The organism is Novosphingobium sp. 63-713, from assembly GCF_001898925.1.
Taxonomy (GTDB): domain Bacteria; phylum Pseudomonadota; class Alphaproteobacteria; order Sphingomonadales; family Sphingomonadaceae; genus Novosphingobium.
In genome coordinates this window covers 73,978-92,576 of sequence record NZ_MKVS01000023.1, presented here as the reverse complement: position 1 = coordinate 92,576, position 18,599 = coordinate 73,978, and the positions used below count along the sequence as shown (strand labels likewise).

22 protein-coding genes and 1 pseudogene are annotated in these 18,599 nt (G+C 60.9%); 9 read left to right on the top strand and 14 right to left on the bottom strand.

Annotation, left to right across the window (positions count from 1 at the left end; all coding sequences use genetic code 11):
- From BGP00_RS10670 to BGP00_RS10655, 4 genes and pseudogenes are all read left to right on the top strand, one after another.
- The coding region (locus tag BGP00_RS10670; RefSeq protein WP_292925748.1) for a helix-turn-helix domain-containing protein at positions 1 to 339 on the top strand (339 nt) is incomplete at its 5' end.
- Positions 340 to 409: 70 nt separating this feature from the next.
- Positions 410 to 850, top strand: a complete 441-nt coding sequence (locus BGP00_RS10665) for a hypothetical protein (RefSeq protein WP_292693543.1) — start codon at positions 410 to 412, stop codon at positions 848 to 850.
- A gap of 39 nt (positions 851 to 889) precedes the next feature.
- The gene (locus BGP00_RS10660; protein WP_292693540.1) at positions 890 to 1,717 is read left to right on the top strand and encodes a hypothetical protein; all 828 of its coding nucleotides are present in this window, start codon (positions 890 to 892) and stop codon (positions 1,715 to 1,717) included.
- An 86-nt stretch (positions 1,718 to 1,803) separates the two neighbouring features.
- Positions 1,804 to 2,529, top strand: a pseudogene (locus BGP00_RS10655) (IS256 family transposase); the annotation flags it as partial.
- 146 nt (positions 2,530 to 2,675) lie between these two features.
- Here the strand turns inward: BGP00_RS10655 and BGP00_RS10650 are convergent.
- The 12 genes from BGP00_RS10650 to BGP00_RS10595 all read right to left on the bottom strand — a co-directional run bounded on the left by BGP00_RS10650 (position 2,676) and on the right by BGP00_RS10595 (position 11,310).
- On the bottom strand, positions 2,676 to 2,936 hold the full coding sequence (locus BGP00_RS10650; RefSeq protein WP_292693537.1) for a hypothetical protein: 261 nt from the start codon (positions 2,934 to 2,936) through the stop codon (positions 2,676 to 2,678).
- Positions 2,937 to 3,459: 523 nt separating this feature from the next.
- Complete coding sequence (locus tag BGP00_RS10645) at positions 3,460 to 3,834, bottom strand: hypothetical protein (protein WP_017502284.1); 375 nt, start codon at positions 3,832 to 3,834, stop codon at positions 3,460 to 3,462.
- 46 nt (positions 3,835 to 3,880) lie between these two features.
- Entirely contained in the window at positions 3,881 to 4,324 is a 444-nt protein-coding gene (locus BGP00_RS10640) for a DUF411 domain-containing protein (protein ID WP_017502283.1), read from the bottom strand.
- A 46-nt stretch (positions 4,325 to 4,370) separates the two neighbouring features.
- Positions 4,371 to 4,766: a DUF305 domain-containing protein gene (locus BGP00_RS10635; RefSeq protein ID WP_292693529.1), complete on the bottom strand. Its 396-nt coding sequence runs from the start codon at positions 4,764 to 4,766 to the stop codon at positions 4,371 to 4,373.
- A 71-nt stretch (positions 4,767 to 4,837) separates the two neighbouring features.
- Positions 4,838 to 5,284, bottom strand: a complete 447-nt coding sequence (locus tag BGP00_RS10630; protein ID WP_017502281.1) for a DUF305 domain-containing protein — start codon at positions 5,282 to 5,284, stop codon at positions 4,838 to 4,840.
- Between the two features lie 42 nt (positions 5,285 to 5,326).
- Positions 5,327 to 6,019 carry a PepSY domain-containing protein gene (locus tag BGP00_RS10625; RefSeq protein ID WP_026109409.1) on the bottom strand — a complete coding sequence of 231 codons (693 nt, stop codon included), beginning with the start codon at positions 6,017 to 6,019 and terminating at the stop codon, positions 5,327 to 5,329.
- A gap of 23 nt (positions 6,020 to 6,042) precedes the next feature.
- Entirely contained in the window at positions 6,043 to 7,308 is a 1,266-nt protein-coding gene (locus BGP00_RS10620; RefSeq protein ID WP_017502279.1) for a copper resistance protein B, read from the bottom strand.
- Entirely contained in the window at positions 7,305 to 9,200 is a 1,896-nt protein-coding gene (locus BGP00_RS10615; protein ID WP_292693525.1) for a copper resistance system multicopper oxidase, read from the bottom strand. The genes BGP00_RS10620 and BGP00_RS10615 overlap by 4 nt, the downstream gene beginning before the upstream one ends.
- A 93-nt stretch (positions 9,201 to 9,293) precedes the next feature.
- The gene (locus BGP00_RS10610) at positions 9,294 to 9,866 is read right to left on the bottom strand and encodes a sigma-70 family RNA polymerase sigma factor (protein WP_021243451.1); all 573 of its coding nucleotides are present in this window, start codon (positions 9,864 to 9,866) and stop codon (positions 9,294 to 9,296) included.
- Positions 9,863 to 10,300, bottom strand: a complete 438-nt coding sequence (locus BGP00_RS10605) for a periplasmic heavy metal sensor (RefSeq protein WP_031290470.1) — start codon at positions 10,298 to 10,300, stop codon at positions 9,863 to 9,865. The genes BGP00_RS10610 and BGP00_RS10605 overlap by 4 nt, the downstream gene beginning before the upstream one ends.
- Complete coding sequence (locus BGP00_RS10600; RefSeq protein ID WP_017502274.1) at positions 10,297 to 10,578, bottom strand: hypothetical protein; 282 nt, start codon at positions 10,576 to 10,578, stop codon at positions 10,297 to 10,299. The genes BGP00_RS10605 and BGP00_RS10600 overlap by 4 nt, the downstream gene beginning before the upstream one ends.
- A gap of 135 nt (positions 10,579 to 10,713) precedes the next feature.
- Entirely contained in the window at positions 10,714 to 11,310 is a 597-nt protein-coding gene (locus tag BGP00_RS10595; RefSeq protein ID WP_017502273.1) for a cytochrome c, read from the bottom strand.
- Positions 11,311 to 11,533: 223 nt separating this feature from the next.
- On the opposite strand from BGP00_RS10595, the gene copC reads away from it, so the two are divergent.
- Both copC and copD read left to right on the top strand, forming a co-directional pair.
- Positions 11,534 to 11,914, top strand: a complete 381-nt coding sequence (copC, locus tag BGP00_RS10590; RefSeq protein WP_021243453.1) for a copper homeostasis periplasmic binding protein CopC — start codon at positions 11,534 to 11,536, stop codon at positions 11,912 to 11,914.
- A 4-nt stretch (positions 11,915 to 11,918) separates the two neighbouring features.
- Positions 11,919 to 12,854, top strand: coding sequence for a copper homeostasis membrane protein CopD (gene copD, locus BGP00_RS10585; protein ID WP_292693519.1), 936 nt, complete (start codon positions 11,919 to 11,921; stop codon positions 12,852 to 12,854).
- A 6-nt stretch (positions 12,855 to 12,860) separates the two neighbouring features.
- Here the strand turns inward: copD and BGP00_RS10580 are convergent, their stop codons facing one another.
- Both BGP00_RS10580 and BGP00_RS10575 read right to left on the bottom strand, forming a co-directional pair.
- Entirely contained in the window at positions 12,861 to 14,144 is a 1,284-nt protein-coding gene (locus BGP00_RS10580) for a type II restriction endonuclease (RefSeq protein WP_132470098.1), read from the bottom strand.
- Between the two features lie 99 nt (positions 14,145 to 14,243).
- Positions 14,244 to 14,516: a flagellar biosynthetic protein FliQ gene (locus BGP00_RS10575; protein WP_292693517.1), complete on the bottom strand. Its 273-nt coding sequence runs from the start codon at positions 14,514 to 14,516 to the stop codon at positions 14,244 to 14,246.
- A 172-nt stretch (positions 14,517 to 14,688) separates the two neighbouring features.
- Here BGP00_RS10575 and BGP00_RS10570 point away from each other — a divergent pair, with 172 nt between their 5' ends.
- The 3 genes from BGP00_RS10570 (at position 14,689) to BGP00_RS10560 (ending at position 18,573) form a co-directional block, all read left to right on the top strand.
- Positions 14,689 to 15,717 (top strand): NAD(P)/FAD-dependent oxidoreductase, encoded by a 1,029-nt coding sequence (locus BGP00_RS10570; RefSeq protein ID WP_292693515.1) that lies wholly within the window; start codon positions 14,689 to 14,691, stop codon positions 15,715 to 15,717.
- 208 nt (positions 15,718 to 15,925) lie between these two features.
- Positions 15,926 to 18,190: a heavy metal translocating P-type ATPase gene (locus tag BGP00_RS10565; protein WP_292693546.1), complete on the top strand. Its 2,265-nt coding sequence runs from the start codon at positions 15,926 to 15,928 to the stop codon at positions 18,188 to 18,190.
- On the top strand, positions 18,187 to 18,573 hold the full coding sequence (locus BGP00_RS10560) for a MerR family transcriptional regulator (protein ID WP_292693513.1): 387 nt from the start codon (positions 18,187 to 18,189) through the stop codon (positions 18,571 to 18,573). Before BGP00_RS10565 ends, BGP00_RS10560 begins: the two co-directional genes overlap by 4 nt.
- Positions 18,574 to 18,599 lie beyond the last annotated feature (26 nt).

Here is an 18,599-nt window from a genome sequence, read left to right as displayed (position 1 = left end):
ATTCATATCTGGGCGGCATCAGCCCCCTCGCATTCGAGGCCAAGGTGGCATAGTGAGATAGGTGACCGGCACAAATCCGTTACAAGTCCAGGTCTCGCCGCTGCCCGCGCGCGAGGGCGCAAGGGCGGCCGAAAATTCGCCCTTTCCAAGGCGCAGGTGCGTCTCGCCCAGGCGGCCATGGCCCAGCGCGACACGTCCGTTTCCGATCTGTGCAAGGAACTGGGGATCGAGCGTGTCACCCTCTACCGTTATGTCGGCCCCAAAGGCGAACTCAGAGACTACGGCAAACGTGTCCTGGGGTTGGCGTCCAAAGATAAAACGATCAGCGACGGCAATTAGGTCTTCATCTTTTCCATTCATCCTTCATGGCAGTGAATGAATTCAGGCTCTTATTCGGGAATTATGGACCATGATGTCTATTCTGCTCTTTGCTGCGGCGGCTCAGTATCAGATGCCGCCGGCGCCTCCACCCCCACCGACTGGGGGAGAAGCACTAGAGAGCGAACTCGGCAGAATGGCGCAAAAGTATCGCACGCAATGTTATTCCGAAAAGGCGATCAAAATCATGATCGATAGTACCCGGCGCGCGAGAACCACCGTGTCGCCTGACGTGGCCGCAATCCGAGCTACAAACAAGGAACTGGCCGAAGCTGCATATGCGGAGCCGTTCGACAAGAATCGAATGGTGCTGGCGATGCGTGCTCGCGCCCAAGCCCAAGCTGATTCGATGGCGCACTATCCCGACAACAGCATCGCCATCCTGGAACAACTGCCGAAGGCCGATCAGGTCATCTTCGCGCGATCAAATTCCGGTGCCTTGCCGGTGTTTCCGCCGAAGTCATGCCCCTAAACGGCCTTTTATCGGACCGACAAAGGATAAGGCCAGAGAATGATCACTGCCCTGCTGCTCACTGCCACTCCCGCACTCTTGCCGCAAGAGGCGCAAACGCTGCCTTTGGCCGAATTGGCTTACCGCGTCTTGGGTGCGACAGGCGCGATCGTTGTCGATGCCGAGCGGCCACATTGGCCCGTTTGTACCGGGATGTGCCCTCCTGCGCAGCCCCATCCCGATGGCCCGCCCCCGCTTACGTCCTTGACCTTCTACACTCGCGCCTCCGCATCTAACGAGGCCGGTTGGTTCGGTATTTGCCGCGCAACAGCAGTCGATGTCAGCTTCGATAAGGAGGGCACCGTCACCAGCCTGAATCAGCGCACCACGGTGGGCTGGCTTGGGGCGCTTACCCGCGAGAAAGTCGGCAGCGGGGCCGCTGGTGCTGACATTTCGGCTCAGTACAAAGCGTTTGATGAACGTTGTCGGGCGCTGCCCACTACTCGTCAATTCGTACCCACATTTGGCCCCCTCGATGGCGAACGTGCGCTCATCGCGGTGGCGCTGGTCCATGATAGTATGGGACGAGGTGGCCCTATCCGCGTCACCTGTGCGATCGACTTCTTCTCCCATCAACCTTGCGGCACGGCTGCCGATCTACGCGCCCTTGCAGACGACGTGACGGTTGCCAAGGTCACAGGCATTGAACGGATAGACCCTCGCACGGGGCTGTTTGTGACAGGCGGCGCCGCAGACAGCGGCTGCTACAGGGTTAGCTTGGCCCAGCCCTTCGGCTCATCAGACCAAATCAACCTGTGTGTACGGGTGACGAACACGCTGCTTACCGTAACTCAAGCCGCTTTCTCACGTAATCGCGTCGTCTACTGACGCAGCTCGACAGGCGGCCATTGCCTTGCGTGCTCAGACCCGATCGGGCTTAGCGTAGGATTTCGCCCCCTCCCGCAAACGCCCCCACTTACCTCAAGGTGCGCGAGGGCGGCCGGATCGTCAGCGTCGCCGCGATAATCGCCGTGGCCGTCAACACCGAGGGCAAGCGCGAGATCGTCGGCCTGCACATCGGCCCTTCCGAGGCTGAGGTCTTCTGGTCCGACTTCCTCAAGGACCTGGCCCGCCGCGGACTGACGGGCGTGAAGCTGGTCATCTCCGATGCCCACGAGGGCCTCAAGGCGGCGATCACGCGCGTGCTCAGCGCCACATGGCAGCGCTGCCGCGTCCACTTCATGCGCAATGCGCTGGCCTATGTGACCAAGGGCCAGAACACTGTGGTTGCCGCTGCCATCCGTCAGGTCTTCCTCCAGCCCGATCACGCTGCCGCGACACAGGTCTGGCGCCAGGTCGCCGACCAGTTGCGTGTCCGCTGGCCAAAGCTGGGCGCCTGCATGGACGCCGCCGAGCACGATGTGCTCGCCTACATGACCTTCCCCGAGCAGCACCGGGTCAAGCTGCATTCGACCAACCCACTGGAACGGCTGAACAAGGAAGTTAAGCGCCGCGCCGATGTCGTCGGCATCTTTCCCAACGAGGATAGCATCATCCGCCTCGTCGGAGCCGTCCTGCTCGAGCAGAACGACGAATATCAACTTCAGCACCGCTACATGCAGATCGAGGGCATGGCAGCCCTTGCCACACCAATTATCGAGGAGGTTCAGCCGCTACAGATTACACCCAAGGCCGCCTGAAAATGCAGCCCAATGGCCACACCAGATTTTACACCACATTGACGGACGTGATCCATAAAAGGGGCAGGAAAGCCTGCGAATAGCATCTGCTGGCATCGTACCGGATTTGTTCGCCCTTAGCGTGCAGATACGTCACTTTCGTGTAGTCACCCCAAATTGTCCTGCCCGGGAGCAAACGCCAATGGCCCCGAGATCGGGAAACTGTCGAGCCCAACGGCCAGAGTCGGATCAGGTAGCGATCCGGCGCCGCCACGAGCGGAACGAGCGGCCTCGGCGGCGAGCGCCTTGGCCTTGATCGACGGCGCTTCCTGCCGCGCGCGCTGGAGCGCAGCGTCGAAAGTGAGGGGACCAGCGAATGCAACGCCGGGGATCGCCGCGAGCAGCGGCAGACAAACAAACAATCGCATGGAAAACTCCTGATCGGAGGATCAGGCCGGCGTCGCGCACTCTGGCAGGCATGTCAGTGGCGGCGGGATGGGGGCAATCCCGCCGCCACTGCTGGCCTGGCCGTCTATGCGACCTTACACGGCCAGAGGCTGTGCCTAGCCGGCCGAGGGAGCCGACGAAGGCGATGCCATGCTATGCATCTCCTTCATGCAGTCCGCCGCGCTCATCTTCATCATGTCGCAGTTGCAGTTCGCCATCTGCGGAGCATCGGGCACCCAGACGCGACGGGGGCTCATAGATGGCGCACGCGGGCCATAGTTTGGCGATTGACGCCATTCATAATGGCCAGACTGCGAGTTTGTGTTGGGTTCGCCGGCGAAAGCGGCAACGGGAGCGGCAAGCGCAATGCCCAGCAGGGCATAGAAAACACGGTTCTTCATGACTGTAATCCTTGGGCAAAATATCGTGGTAGCCGCGGGTCAGACAGGATTTTCAGATGCGCGATAGACGCAAGAATCCTGTCAGCCTGGCAGCCGGTGTCGATCAGCCAAGGAGAGTCGGTGGTTCCGGTTCGGGAGTGAGGTCACTGCCGTGCAGGACAGTGATGGTTGCCCAGAAGGGCAGAGCTGGACTGGCTTCGCGTGCTTCCAGCATAGGCGCGTCATTACGAACGGCCAGCGGAACGACGCAGCCCATGGCCGCGATGCATTCCAGGGTCATGCCCTTGCAAGGCTTCTGAGCAGGTTGTTGCTGCTGTGCCATTATCTTCATGCAGTCTTCCGACATCCCAGCCACGGCCTGCACAGACGTGGCCATTGGGGCGGACATCGCAGGCGGAGCGGACGCAAAGGCCGCCGCTTGGCCAATCAAGCCAACCATGGCTCCCAGAAGGAGAAGAAGTTGCAAAACGCGTTTCACAGCCGTTATTTATTACGCCTCGTAGCATCAAAGATCAACGAGATGGTCACCCGCCGTGTCGGGCAAATACCGTCTGACCCGCCGATCCGAAGGCGATGACAGAGTAGGGTTGTGGTTTTTGGCCGGGGACTTCCATCCCCGGAGAACCCAGCGGCATGCCCGCTACGGCCAATCCCTTTACGCCCTTCGGGCGCTTCGCGATCGCGCGCTTCATGTCGGCAATGGGAACGTGGCCCTCGAAAACCATGCCATCGACAATTGCAGTATGGCATGATGCCAGCGCAGCGGGCACGCCTTGAGCGCGTTGAAAGCGGCCGCGTTGCTGGTCGTCGACGATATTGACGCTTTGTCCAAATTGTCTGCGCACCTGGGCCGCCCACTGTTCGCAGCAACCGCAACCAGGGTCACGATGCATGATGATCGGGGCAGCTTCGGCGCTGGCGACGGAGAAGGCTGCTATGAACGCAGCGAGGGCAAATTTGAGTGTCATACGATCCCTTATTGGTTCCCCCGCCCCTGGGCGGGGGAGGAAAGGTCTATTGGGCGCGCTTGTTGTGGGCTCTCAGCAAGCCTTGAAGCTCGCCCACTTCTCGCGTTTGCTCGGTGATTGACTTGTTCGCCATCATTCGGACCTGCGCGTCCTTGGTGTCGCGCAAAACGATGCGTGACATCGCAATCGCACCGCGATGATGCTCGATCATCTTGCGCACCCAGGTCTCCGTTGCATCGCTGCCCGTGGCGGACATCATCTTCTGATGCATCTCCATTTCTGCAGGCGGGTAAGGATTGGCTGGCGTGGGGTTCATGGTCTGGCGCATGTCCATCTTGCTATGGTCCATGCCCTGCATTTGGGCGATCGCCGGCGCGGCCACCAATCCAGCGATGATGATGGGGACTATTTTCTTCACAATTCTCTCCTCAGCGCCCCGCATTGATAATACGCATGGGCGCGCCATTTCCCTCGTGAGGCGGCACAAAATTTACGGGAACGGGAGCGCGAAGCCTACTTGCGGGCTAGAATAGCCTTCATTTCATCGATTTCGCGGCGCTGAGATTCCTCGATGCCGCTGCACAGACGAACGATTTCCGGATCCTTCAAGGAGGCCTCGCGGCACATCAGGATCGCGCCCGAATGATGCGGGATCATCGATCGGAGGAATGCTGTATCGCCGATCGTTGTTTGCGTGCGGATGAGGGCAAATGATCCGGCGAATATCGCAACTGACCCTAATATAAGGGCCGCGTTTGCCTTTTTCGACGGGAACATATGGCCCATCGCGAGGACCATCAGCACCACCATGGGCGCCACCATCATTAGCGTCATGTAGAGCATATTCAGGTTGTTGTAGAAGCTCCCCAAGCTGTCGATCATGACGAACATCACCAGATACATGATGACGCCGCCAACCAAGGTCTGCAGGGCGAGGCTCGCATAGGCATTTTTCATCATTGGTCGTCTCCTTTGGCCCCCGCCCCGATCCTGCTTGACTATTCAACCCGTGCGGCGTCGCTTTCGCGGCCACCGAAGATACAAAAGTGCCGAACCCGCGATCGCCAATGCGAGACCACCTGCGGCAAACGCCATCAACCACGGCGTGTTGAAATTTTCGTGGTTTTTCCAATCCATGATGTGGAGCGCCCAGAAGAAATCGTACAGGCGCCACGTTCCATTTCTCACAGCGACGATCCGACCACTATTCTGGGCAACATAGACGCGGGTCGCTTCGCGGTCAGGGAAGTCCACCCGCCAGGCCGGCAGGACGCCCTTGAATTCTGGGGTCGACGCCACAACCAGGCGCACGCTCGGCGGCTCCGACGTACCACGGTAGGCCTGTATCGCCACCGCGCGAGCCATCGCAGCGTTCACGGGACCAAGTCGACGACCTGTTTCTGCATCGTGGAGTGAGATCGTCCCATCGATAGACTCGACCTCCGCAATCTCGCGGCCGAGCAGCGCGCGATATCGGACTTCACGCACGGGTCTGGTCGCCGCGCGCAACACTAGGTCCAACGGCGCGCGCGATCTCGACTGTTCCAATATCGCCGGCGACGATCGCTCGACGAGATGTTCACCGCGGACTCGCTCGATCGGCAACAGGCTCATGACAAGACCGCTCGCAAACCAAAGCAGCAGCTGGACGCCGATAACCAGGGCTAACCAGCGATGAACGCGGCTAGCCCCGATGTGGAAGCGGAGTTTGGCGCTTCTCAGAACCAGGTCCGAACACCGATTACAAAGCTGGCCGCCTTCACGTCCCCTCCGTCTGAGCGTGCATAGTCCGCCGTCCGCCCGAACTTTCGGTCGTAAGAAACGCCGATGTAGGGGGCAAATTCGCGGCGCAGTTCGTAACGCAAACGCAGTCCCAATTCGGCGTTCGTGATGCCCGCTCCAATCCGCGTCTCCGGGACATTTTGTGCTGAAAGGTTCACTTCCAGGCGCGGCTGGAGAATGAGGCGTTGCGTGATACGCTGATCATAATAGCCCTCGATCCGCCCCAACACCTCGCCTTTGTTCGACAGAAACAGGGCAGCCTCGGTCTCAAACCAGTAAGGCGCCACCCCCTCGATACCGATCGTCGCATAAGTACGGGATGGGTTGGGTTTGAAATCGTAACGGACACCCGCCTGGAGGTTCCAATAAGGGTCGAGTGCACGACTGTAGAGCGCCTGAACTTCTGCGGTCTCCATGTAGGTGCCGCTTCTGCCAGCAAGAACGCCCTCACCCTCTGTCTTGACCACCAGCCGATCGAGATCCTTGCCGAACCACGCCTCCCCGTCCCACCGATAGCCGTCGCGGCCGTTACGGACCTGATATTCCGCCAGATTGAACAGGATCATCGAGCTGGATGAGCCGCCATGTTCCTTATGCAGCATGGTACGCGAAGCCGCCATCTCGCCGTTTTTGTAGACGCGGTCGGCATAGTTGTCGGTAGGAGGTTGGGGTGCAGGGGCGTTGCCGGGCATGAGACTGGTGCCACCAGCGCCATGGGCTGCCATCGGCCCATCCATCGCCATGCCGGGCATCGACGACATATCGTGCTGCATCGGCTGACCGCCGGGTGCCGCCTGCATGTCCATGCCGGGCATGTCGTGTTTCATCGTACCGCCCGCCCCATCGGGCATGGTCATGCCAGGCATGCCGGACATGTCGTGGCCGGCATGCGGGTCAGCCGTTGGAGGCGTCTTGTCACCGGGCATCTCCATGCCGGACATAGCCCCCATGCCCGACATGTCGTGCGGCGCCGACTTGGGTTTTGCTGCCGGTGCCCGGCGCTTCGGGGTGGCAGGCTTGCCCTTAGCCGTGGGCGCAGCGGCGCGCCTGGGCTGGCTTGCTGGCTTGGCCACCGGCTTTTTCTTCGCCGCTGGCTGAGCAGCAGGCATGTTCATGCCCGGCATATTCTGCATCGACTGCGCGCTGACTGGGGTCGCCAAGGCGAGCGGGGCCGCGCCGATCAGAAGGAGAAGCGACTTCATGCGGCATCTCCCCGGGGACGGACAGAGACGACGCGCATCATCCCGGCATGCATGTGATAGAGCATATGGCAGTGAAACGCCCAGTCGCCGACTGCGTCTGCGGTGACGTCGAAACTTACCTTGCCTCCTGGTGCGACATTGACGGTGTGTTTGCGCGGCGAATACTCGCCATGCCCGGTCACCAGCTCGAAGAAATGCCCATGAAGATGGATCGGGTGCGACATCATCGTGTCATTGACGAGCGTGACGCGGACCCTTTCGTTTTCGATAAAGGGAATGGGCTCGCGCTTGTCACTGAGCTTCACCCCATCGAACGACCACATATAGCGTTCCATATTCCCGGTCAGGTGGATTTCCATCGCGCGGTCTGGCGCGCGAACATCGGGGTTGCGCTCCACCGCCATGAGATCGCGATAGACAAGAACCCGGTGGCCAACGTCTTCGAGACCCTGTCCCGGTTCTCCCGTGCGATCCATCGGCATGGGCGAGATCGTCTGGACACCCGGTCCCATCTTAACCTGCGGCGCTTTGCTGGCGTCGCGCATGTTCATGCCGCCCATTCCGCCCATCGCCATGCCGCCCATTGTATCACCGGACCCGCTGCCCATTCCGGGCATGTTGGCCATGGAACTATCCGCCGGTTTTTGCATGCCTGGCATCGACGCGCCGGCCCCCATATCCATGCCTGCCATCCCGCCCGCGGCAGCTCCGCCGGCAGACATGTCATGCCCCATTGCTGCGTGGTCCATGCCGGACATGCCGCTCATATCCATGTCCCCCATGCCCATGTCCTTCATATCGGCAAGGGGCCGCTTGCGGAGCGGCGGAACTTCGGCCGTCATGCCTTCACGCGGAGCCAGTGTGGCGCGTGCCATGCCCGAACGATCAACGGATTCACCGACCAGCGTGTAGGCGCGATCATCGGTCGGAGTAACGATGACATCATAGGTCTCGGCAACCGCGATCTGAAACTCGTCGACCTCGACCGGCCTGACATTGAGCCCGTCGGCCTGAACAACCGTAAGTTTGAGACCGGGAATCCGGACATTGAACGTCGTCATCGCGGAGGCATTGACGAAACGCAGGCGAACGCGCTCACCTGGCTTGAAAAGCGCGGTCCAGTTGTCCCGTGGGCCATGCCCATTCACGAGATAGGTATAGGTCGAGCCCGTGACATCGGACACGTCGGTCGGATCCATCCGCATATTGCCCCAGTCAAGTCGGTCCTTGAGGGGTTGGTCTTCCTTGGCCAGCAAACCGGCCAGCGTTTGCCGCTGATAATTGAAATAGCCACCGCCGACCTGCTTGAGCTTCCGGAAAATTGCGTGCGGATGCATCTGGCTATGGTCGGAGAGCACGATGACATGCTCTCGATCCGACTGAATCGGATCCTCGCCTTCCGGGTCGATGACAATCGGTCCGTAATGACCTAACTGCTCCTGCAGCCCCGAATGGCTATGATACCAATAGGTGCCAGCCTGGACGATGGGGAACTCATAGACAAAGGTCGACTTGGGCTTGATGCCGGGGAAGCTGATGCCGGGCACGCCGTCGAACTGGAACGGCAAAAGCAGGCCGTGCCAGTGGATCGAGCTGTCTTCCTCGAGATCGTTGATCACCGACAGGCGGACGTTTTGGCCCTGACGCAGACGGATGAGGGGCGCAGGCACAGTGCCATTGATGCCGATGGCATGGCTTTGTCGGCCGTCGATCATCATCATCTGATGCGCGATCTTGAGCGTGATATCGTTCCCGCTGACCGTTGGCAGTGGCTTGGCAATCCCGGACGAAATGGGTTGAGCCCATGCCGGCAGCCATGCCGACAATGCGAGGCCACCGCCGGCCAGCGCAGCGCCGCGGAAAAGGTCGCGGCGGTTCAATCCGGGGGACATAATATCTCCTTGTTCAACGTGCAGCACTTTGGGTCTGAAAAGACGCTTAAGCGCGGTATCTCTTTATCCTTACGCGCGAGCAGCGCGCACCCCTCATTCCTCAGCGAGTATTTCTGCGAGGCGCGCGCGCGCGCGATACAGGCGCGTCTCCACAGCCTTGCTACTGACGGAAAGCGCTTTGGCGGCCTCTGATTGACTGAGCCCTTCGACGGTCCTGAGCATCAGGACTTCACGCAACGTGGCAGGCAATGCGCTGATCGCCGCCGACAGTCGCTCCACCTCTATTTTCGATTCAGCACTGGCATGTGCGGAGGGTGCGTCATCCGGCACTTGCTCAATCTCATCATCCGACGGCGCGGAGCCAAATGTGAAGAGCTGCCGCACCCTCTGGCGGCGGCGCCAATCGCGACATTTGTTAATCGCGATCCGGGATAGCCAGGCGCGCAACGGACGCGCACCATCATATTTCCGCAGATGGCTGAACGCGGATACAAAGCAGTCCTGCGTGAGATCAAGTGCTTCCTCGGCATTCCCGACCAGGCCGCGCACCAGTCGAAATATCGCTGTCTGGTGCCGACGCATAATCTCGGCGAAAGCCGACTGCCGACCGGCAAGCGTCAGTGCCGCTAGTTCACCGTCCGAACACGCCTGGAGATCCAGACTCACCGTGCATCGTCGGTGAGCGCATGAACCACCGCCTGATCGAAGGTCTTGGCCTGATCGGGGCGAAGGATTTGCCGCATGGCGAAGATGTGCCCGAGCGTTTCCTTTTGCAGTTCGCCCATTGCCTGATGCGACTGATCGACGGCCGCGGTCACACGCGGCCCTTCGCCATGTTCGACCTCGATCGCGGCTGCGAGACGCGCATTGTCCGATCGCAGTTCAAGCTCCAGCGCGCGCCGACGCACGGCGAAACCCTGCTCTAGCAGCTCGATCTTGGCCTTCTGACGATCATCCAGATCGAGCTTGCTGTGCAAGACATCGTGGAGCTCGACGCCGGCTGCCTTGGGCTGCGGGAAAAAGTAGCGGCCCAGGAACACGCCCGCAACCGCCGATGCAAAGGCGACGATGGCGACGAGGAGGAGCAATTTGGGCTTCATTGAGAACCTACCAGCAGCGTCGAAGGGGCAAGCGGATTTGATGGCCCGAAAGGCGATAGCGTGACCGACGCCTCGGCACGCGGCGTAAAGCCATTGCTGGCGATACCCAGCAGTACCGCTCCGAAAGCCGCGACCGCACCGAGGCGGAATTGAGACGCGGTCGAAACCTGCGGCAATGCCGCTATGCGTCGGAACACAGCATCCTCCAGACCAATCAGCCCCGGATGCGTCGGTTCGTTGCGTAAGCGGCTCAGCAGCCGGTCCAGGTCGGTATCCATCGAAAAGTCCAATCCTCAATCAATCCGGGGCAACGGCCCAGGACGTGTTCTTTACTTTCCCCTCTATCAGCCTGTCCGTCAAAGCATCGCACATAGCGGGCAGATCTGAGCAACAGCGACGGAGCAGCCGCAACGCTATGGCGCCGTCTTCGTCATGCCGGGCATATCCTTCATCATCGCGTCATGGTCTTCGGGCGCACTGGCTATTGCCGCCTGATATTGGGCGGGTGACATACGCGGAAGTTGCCTTACGAAAGCCACCATATCCCAGATCAGTTCGTCGCTATGGGTCTTACCCCAAGCTGGCATCGCGGTCAGCTTGACCCCATGCTTGATGATCCAGAATTGCTCCTTTGGCGATCTTTGCTCCTCGCGGGAAAGCTCCGGCGCCCTCGGATAGAGTCCCTGGCTGATTTCGGACTTTTCCAGTCCTGGCCCGAGATGGCAGCCGCTGCACATCTCGGTGTAGAGCCCCGCCCCGCTCTGCAGCCGCTTCACGTCCCCAAGGTTGGCCGGGACATTCACATCACGAGATCGCACGGCGATGGAACGATCTCGGAGCTGCTCGATCAGCCAATAGACCGGTTTGGTGTGCGGCGAATCCGCCCCGATGTCATAGGCACCCACATAGACGACGATCCCCGCTAGCGCGCCGCCGACCAGCGCTGTCGCAGCGATAAAACCTACACTTGGAAAGTGCCTGCGCAGCCAAGTCGTCCTAGCATTCTCCATAGCTTCCTCCCGAGCGGCAGCGTCCCTTGGATCCGGGTGGTTCTCACACCCATCCAATTGTCCATACGCACTGCAAGCTTCGATCCCTCATCTGTCGCGCAGATCTCATTCGCAAATCCCGCCGGGGTTCTGATTTGCAGAATTCTTGCGCGCCTGATGAGGGGTGGCGCCGCGTGGTGCGTAATTCGATGTGTCGGCAGTCTCGCCGCCCATGGAGAAATCGATGTTTCGTAAAACAATCTTTGCCGTCGCCATGGCGGCGTCTGTCCTCACCGCTACCGCTGCGCAGGCTCACCCTAAGCTCAATGCCGCCACCCCTGCCGCAAATGCCGTGGTCGCCGCCCCGACCAGAATTCAGCTCGTCTTTTCTGAAGCGCTCGTCGCACAATTTTCCGGGCTCGACCTGACGATGACCGAAATGCCAGGCATGAAGATGGCGCCGATGAAGATGAACGGCGTCAAGGCCACCGTGGGCGCCGATGGCAAGACGCTCGTCGCGACGCTTGCCAAGCCGTTGCCGGTTGGAACCTACAAGGTCGACTATCACGTCGTCTCTGCTGACACCCATCGCATCCAGGGCAGCTACACCTTCAAGGTCCAGTAAGACCGTGCCGGACATCATAGCGATCGCAGTGAGGCTGGGACTTTTCCTCGATCTCATGCTCCTCTTCGGGTTGCCGATGTTCGGCCTCTACACGTTGCGCGGGACTGAGCGGGCATCCGGCTCGGTCCTGCGTTTCCGGTCGGTGTTGGCGACAATCGCGCTGGCCGGTATCGTATTATCTATCCTGGGCATGATGGTCCTGGCGGCCTCGATGGGGGGCGTGCCACTCGATCAGGTAGACCGCGCCACGGTCAATCTTCTCATATCGGGCACTGCGATCGGGACGGTCTGGCAGGTACGGGTCGCGGCCCTCCTGCTCGTGCTCTATTTTTCCATCGTCGGTTGGCGGCGTCCCGCTTTCGCCCTGTGGTCGCTGTCAGCGACCGCCGCTGTCGCTCTGGCGACCTTGGCCTGGACGGGGCATGGCGCTGCCGACGAAGGCTTGCGGGGATGGGTCCATCTTGGTGCCGATATCATCCATCTCTGGGCAGCTGGCATCTGGGTAGGCGCGTTGTTCGCGCTTTGCCTCCTCGTTTTCCGCCCTGCCGCGCGCATGGCGGTGGATCACATTCACTTCTCGCACCGCGCGCTGGATGGATTTGCGAAGGTCGGATCGGTGGTCGTGGCGCTGCTTATCGTGTCGGGTTTGATCAATAGTTGGATACTGATCGGCCCCTCCAATCTGGGATCCATGTTTACCAGCCTCTATGGCCTGCTGCTGGTGGCAAAGCTGCTGCTGTTCGGCTTGATGCTGTTGCTGGCGGCGGCCAATCGCTACTTTCTGACGCCGTCGCTCGCGGCGGCGATCGAGACAGGCAACACCTCCTCGGCGATAGGGTCGCTCCGCCGCAGCCTCGCAATCGAGACCGGCTGCGCCGTTACCATTCTTATCTTAGTTGCCTGGTTGGGGCTGTTGGCGCCACCTGCCTCCGGGATGTAAAAGGCATCAAGGCAGCGCGCGCGATATCGCCTTGATCGCCTTTAGACCCGAGCCAAACCGGGAAATCGCCTCCTTGTGCCGTTCGAGCTCGCCATAGGGAAGATAGGCGATTTCGAGGTCCGCGATCCGGTTGAACGCGGGCCTTGCGATTTGCGCGCGGACTTCGCTTTCGCGAGCGTCAGGAGCGACAAGAAACAATCCGGCTGTCGCGTGAAGATCGCTGCCGCTCAGCGCAAGGTCCAGCATCCGGACGATACCCGAATAGATGGAGGTCGAATGTTCGACTTCGAAGGCTGCCGCGACCCGGTCGCCGCCTTGCTCCAGCCACAAAACATCGATGAGGCGGATCGCATCCGCTCCCGTCGATGTCGAAATGGAAGTTGGCAGGCTCTCGAGGCACCCCTCCCCCAAGCGCACCCCGTCATGCAGCCGTCCCCGGTCATTGGATGCGATCCAGATGTCATACCCCAGCGCTAGACCGATATCGCGCAGCCACGCCTGGATTTCCGAATGGGTGCGGTCACTCTCGCCCTGCTTTTGCAGCGCTTTGTTGAGGGTTTGAGCTTCGGCCCGGGCTTGCTCGAGGCGCGCGGCCCAGGATCTTAGAGTCTGGTCTTCCTCGTCGCGCGGGGGCGCGGGATAGCGGCCCGAGCCGATGTCGAACAGAAGGCCACCAATGGCGCCCAGATCGTTCGACAGCAGATCGCGAAAACGCTCGTTCAGGTCGAGCACGCCCGAGCGCATTGCGAGAAAATGCTGCCAGCTTCCGAGCTTCACCTTGCCGCCGGTCAGCTTGTTATAGCCGTTGACGATCGCCGTGTTGAACGGCGGCACGAGGGTTGGATGCAGGAAATAGAGGAGGTTGGCCACCGCTGGCCCCAGCCCTTTGATGTTCAGACGATCAATCGTGTGAATACCTGCGATGATCTCTTCCGCGGTGTCGCAACAGGCGCAATGGTCCAGCAATCGACCAAACGCGCGTTGGTTCGCCGGGTTTTCATAGATGTCGGGAATGCGCAATTTGGGCTTCCAGAGAAACGCATGGTCCGCGCCCTTGAAGATCTGCCTCTGCTCGGCGACTGAATGAACGACCGTCTCCAGAGAAGAACCGCGATAGGCCACGCCAAACCGACCGGCTTCGATCTCAGCAACCACCTGAGCCAGACCACGCCTGATCGAGCGAAAGTTCTTGATGCGCTCATCCCATAGAAACCAGCTCTGGTACGTCGCGTTCGGGTCTTCCTTCCATCGCTGGATCAGTTGCCGCGCCAGCAATTCAAACTCCGCCAAACCCCGCTCCCCTTTCGCGCCGATCCTCTCCGACGCTAGCACTCCGTCCCGTATTCGACCAGTTTTTGCGTGGTCGCCCCGAATGAAAATCGGTCCTCATTATTTGATATCGTCCGGAATATGCGTCAGCAGGTCACGGGTATAGTCGATCAGGAGATCGCCAGCGGTTGCCCCGTAAAGCGCGAGGAACAAGATGAACGTCAGGAGCTTGGGGACGAAGCTCACGGTCTGTTCGTTGATCGATGTAGCAGCCTGGATCATCGAGATAATCAGCCCCACCACCAACATGATTATCAGCGGGGGGCCAGCGACGATCATGATCACCCAAAGCGCCTGGCCCATCGAGGCCGAGAAAGGGCTGTAGGTCTCCATTGCTCCCACCCGACTATGATGCTGACGCCCCTGCCCGTGATGCTGCAACCTTTGTTGCGGGGCGAGCGACACGGAGCGCGATCGGTTGATTCCAATCCGTCTTCCCCACATCCGCTCGCCCCGGCGCCACGCTGCGACCCGTGGGCACCTCGGCTGTCCATCCTGCCAGGCGATGGGCTTCATCTCAATTTACGCAGCGCTGGCGTTTACCCCTCACGACCCGATCTTTTTTTGGAAGAGCGTGTCTCTGTTCGAGGGAAGAGGCATCGTACCGCGTAATATCAGTGACGGCCGAGGTCAGCGAAAGGCTCGCATGTACGATTGCGTCATCATAGGCGGTGGCCCGGCAGGGCTGACAGCAGCCACCTATCTGGGCCGGTTTCTGCGTTCTACGCTGGTCATCGATGCCGGCGACGGCCGCGCGTCCTCCATTCCAGCCACGCACAACCTGATGGGTTTTCCAGACGGCATATCGGGCGACGATCTGCTGTCGCGGATGCGCCGGCATGCCCTGCGTTACGGCGCGAAGCTCTCCGATGGTTTAGCCAATGGGATTGTACAGACCCGGACGGGCTTCCTGGTCACTACAGGTGTCGAGGCCGTCAATACCCGCACGATATTGCTTGCCCAAGGCGTGAGAAATCATCGTCCGCGAATGGCGCTGGAAACGCATGATCGAGGCCTCGTGCAAGGTCTGATACGCTATTGCCCGATCTGTGACGGCTATGAGGTACGCGGCAAGCGGGTGGCCGTGCTGGGGTGCTCAGACCATGGCGCCGCCGAGTCTGTGTTCGTGCGGCACTATAGCGACACCGTCACCTTGCTCGCGCAGGACGGCTCGCAACTGTCGGAGGCCGAAGAGGCAGATCTGGCTCGAGGCGGTATCGCGGTCGAACGCGCCCCTGTCCGAGATTTGTCGATCGATGGAAAGGATCTGATCGCTCAATTGACCGATGGCCGATCGCTTCGCTTCGACACCCTTTATGTTGCCCTCGGAACCTCCCCTCGCTCGGAACTCGCGCACATGGCCGGTGCGAAACTGGACCAGGCAGGGTGCATTGTCGTCGACGAGCATCAACAAACGACGGTCAGCGGCCTGTTCGCTGCTGGCGACATGGTCGAAGGGCTGGATCAAATTGCTGTTGCGGCCGGTCAGGCCGCCAAGGCTGCAACGGCGATCCACAATCTGTTGCCCGGCTGAGACGCCAGCGCAGAATCAGCCATCAAAAATATATGCATGTCGGGCTTGACCCTGACACGATGTCAGACCCCAGATTGCATTTCGTCGATAAGGAGACGAGCCTGTGACTGATCCTGTTCCAGCTAGCAATTCGGGCGCCCATAGCTGCTGCGCCGGCAAGCACGGTGGCGGCACGGACGTGAAAACGGTCAAAGATCCGGTTTGCGGGATGATGGTTGATCCGACGGGAACGTCACATCATGCCTCGCATGACGGCGAGGACTATCATTTCTGCAGCGCGGGTTGCCGCACGAAGTTTGTCGCTGACCCGGAGCGCTACCTGTCCGAGGGTGAGAAGGAGGCGGCAACCGCTCAACCGGGCGCAATCTGGACCTGCCCCATGCACCCGGAGGTCCGCCAGGATCATCCCGGGCCATGCCCGACCTGCGGCATGGCCCTTGAGCCGGAACTTGTGACGGCAGACACTGGGCCGAGCGGTGAACTTCTGGATATGTCCCGGCGTTTCTGGATCGCCTTGCTGCTCACCATCCCGGTGTTTGTCCTGGAGATGGGCAGCCACCTCTTCCCGGCGCTGCACAATCTTGTACCGCCCCAACTATCTGGTTGGCTTCAGTTTGCGCTGGCTACCCCGGTCGTGCTCTGGGCGGGTTGGCCATTCTTTGAACGTGGGTGGGCGTCCGTGCGGACACGGAACCTCAATATGTTCACCCTGATCGCGATGGGCACGGGCGTGGCCTGGGCCTACAGCGTGGTGGCAACCATCGCCCCGTCGGTATTCCCGGCAGCGTTTCGGATGATGGACGGGACGGTCGCGATCTATTTCGAAGCCGCCGCCGTCATTACCGTGCTCGTGCTGCTGGGGCAGGTGCTCGAGCTGCGCGCCCGCGAGCGGACTTCGGGCGCAATTAAGGCGCTACTCAACCTCGCGCCCAAGACCGCGCGCCGCATTGGCGCCGACGGGGATGATGAGGAGGTCTCGCTCGAGCAGGTGGCCGTCGGTGATCGTCTCCGTGTGCGGCCCGGCGAAAAAGTACCCGTCGATGGCAAGGTCGAAGACGGCCGATCCTCGCTCGACGAGTCGATGGTGACGGGCGAGTCGATGCCGGTCACAAAGGCGCTGGGCGATGCGGTCATCGGCGGAACGATCAACCAAAGCGGCGCCCTCGTCATTCGCGCGGAGAAGGTCGGACGCGACACGATGTTGGCGCGTATTGTCCAGATGGTCGCTGACGCCCAGCGTTCGCGGGCACCCATCCAGCGCCTGGCCGATCAGGTCGCGGGATGGTTCGTGCCCGCGGTCCTGCTGATCGCGCTCATTGCCTTTGGCGTGTGGGGAATCTGGGGACCAGAGCCGCGTCTGGCCCATGGCCTGATCGCCGCTGTCGCTGTCCTCATCATCGCCTGCCCCTGCGCCTTGGGGCTGGCGACGCCGATGTCGATCATGGTCGGCATCGGCCGGGGTGCAGGGCTCGGCGTGCTGATCAAGAATGCCGAAGCGCTGGAGCGGATGGAGAAGATCGACACACTGGTCGTCGACAAGACCGGCACGCTGACCGAGGGCCGGCCGTCGGTTACCCGCATCGTTCCCGCGACAAGCTATGAGGAGACCGAGCTGCTGCGGCTTGCCGCCGGCGTGGAGCGGGCATCGGAACATCCGCTGGCGCTGGCCGTGGTCGCCGCCGCCAAGGATAGGGGGATTGCGCTTCCCGAGGTCACCGACTTTGATTCCCCAACCGGCAAGGGAGCGATCGGCACGGTCGATGGCAAGCGCATCACGCTGGGCAATGCCGGCTTCCTGTCAGAAAACGGGATCGAGGTTCGCGCCCTTGAGCCGCAGGCGGATGAGCTGCGCCAAGACGGCGCGACCGCCATCTTCATCGGGATCGACGGACAGGCCGCCGGCATCCTTGCCATTGCCGATGCAATCAAAGAAACGACGGCTGAGGCTATCGCGGCGCTTCGCAAGGAGGGCATCCGGGTTGTCATGCTGACGGGCGACAATCGCACAACAGCACAAGCGGTCGGGCGGAAACTTGGAATCGATGATGTCGAAGCCGAAGTGTTGCCGGATCAGAAAAGCGATGTGGTCTCGCGATTGAAAGCTGAGGGGCGCATCGTGGCCATGGCAGGCGACGGAGTTAATGACGCGCCCGCGCTCGCCGTCGCCGATGTCGGCATTGCGATGGGCTCGGGCACCGATGTCGCAATCGAAAGCGCCGGCGTCACCCTGCTGAAGGGCGACTTGAACGGCATCGTTCGTGCGCGCCGTTTGAGCGAAGCAACGATGTCCAACATCCGCCAGAACCTGTTCTTCGCTTTCATCTACAACGCTGCCGGGGTCCCGATCGCTGCGGGGCTGCTCTACCCGATCTTCGGCATCCTGCTCTCGCCGATCATCGCGGCGGCCGCGATGGCACTGTCCTCCGTCAGCGTCGTGACGAACGCATTGCGGCTCAACCGGGTGGAATTGTGAACATCGGCGCGGCATCGGACGCGAGCGGGGTCTCTCAGCGGATGATCCGCCATTACGAGAAAATCGGCCTGATCCCGTCGGCGGCGCGGCGGGATAGTGGGTATCGCGACTACTCGGATGCCGATGTGCATCGACTTCGGTTCATAGCCAATGCCCGCGACCTCGGCTTTCCAATCGAAGAAATCCGAAAGCTGCTTGATCTATGGTCCGATCGGGCCCGCGCCAGTGCCGAGGTCAAGGCACTGGCAGAGTCCCGCGCAGCCGACCTTGGCCGCAAGGCGGACGCGCTTAATGCGATGCGAGCAGCGCTGATGGATCTGGCGAGGAGCCGTCACGGTAACAATCGGCCGGAATGTCCGATCCTGACGCATCTGGAATCTTGAATCTAGTCTTCGCGCGGGGCCTTCGC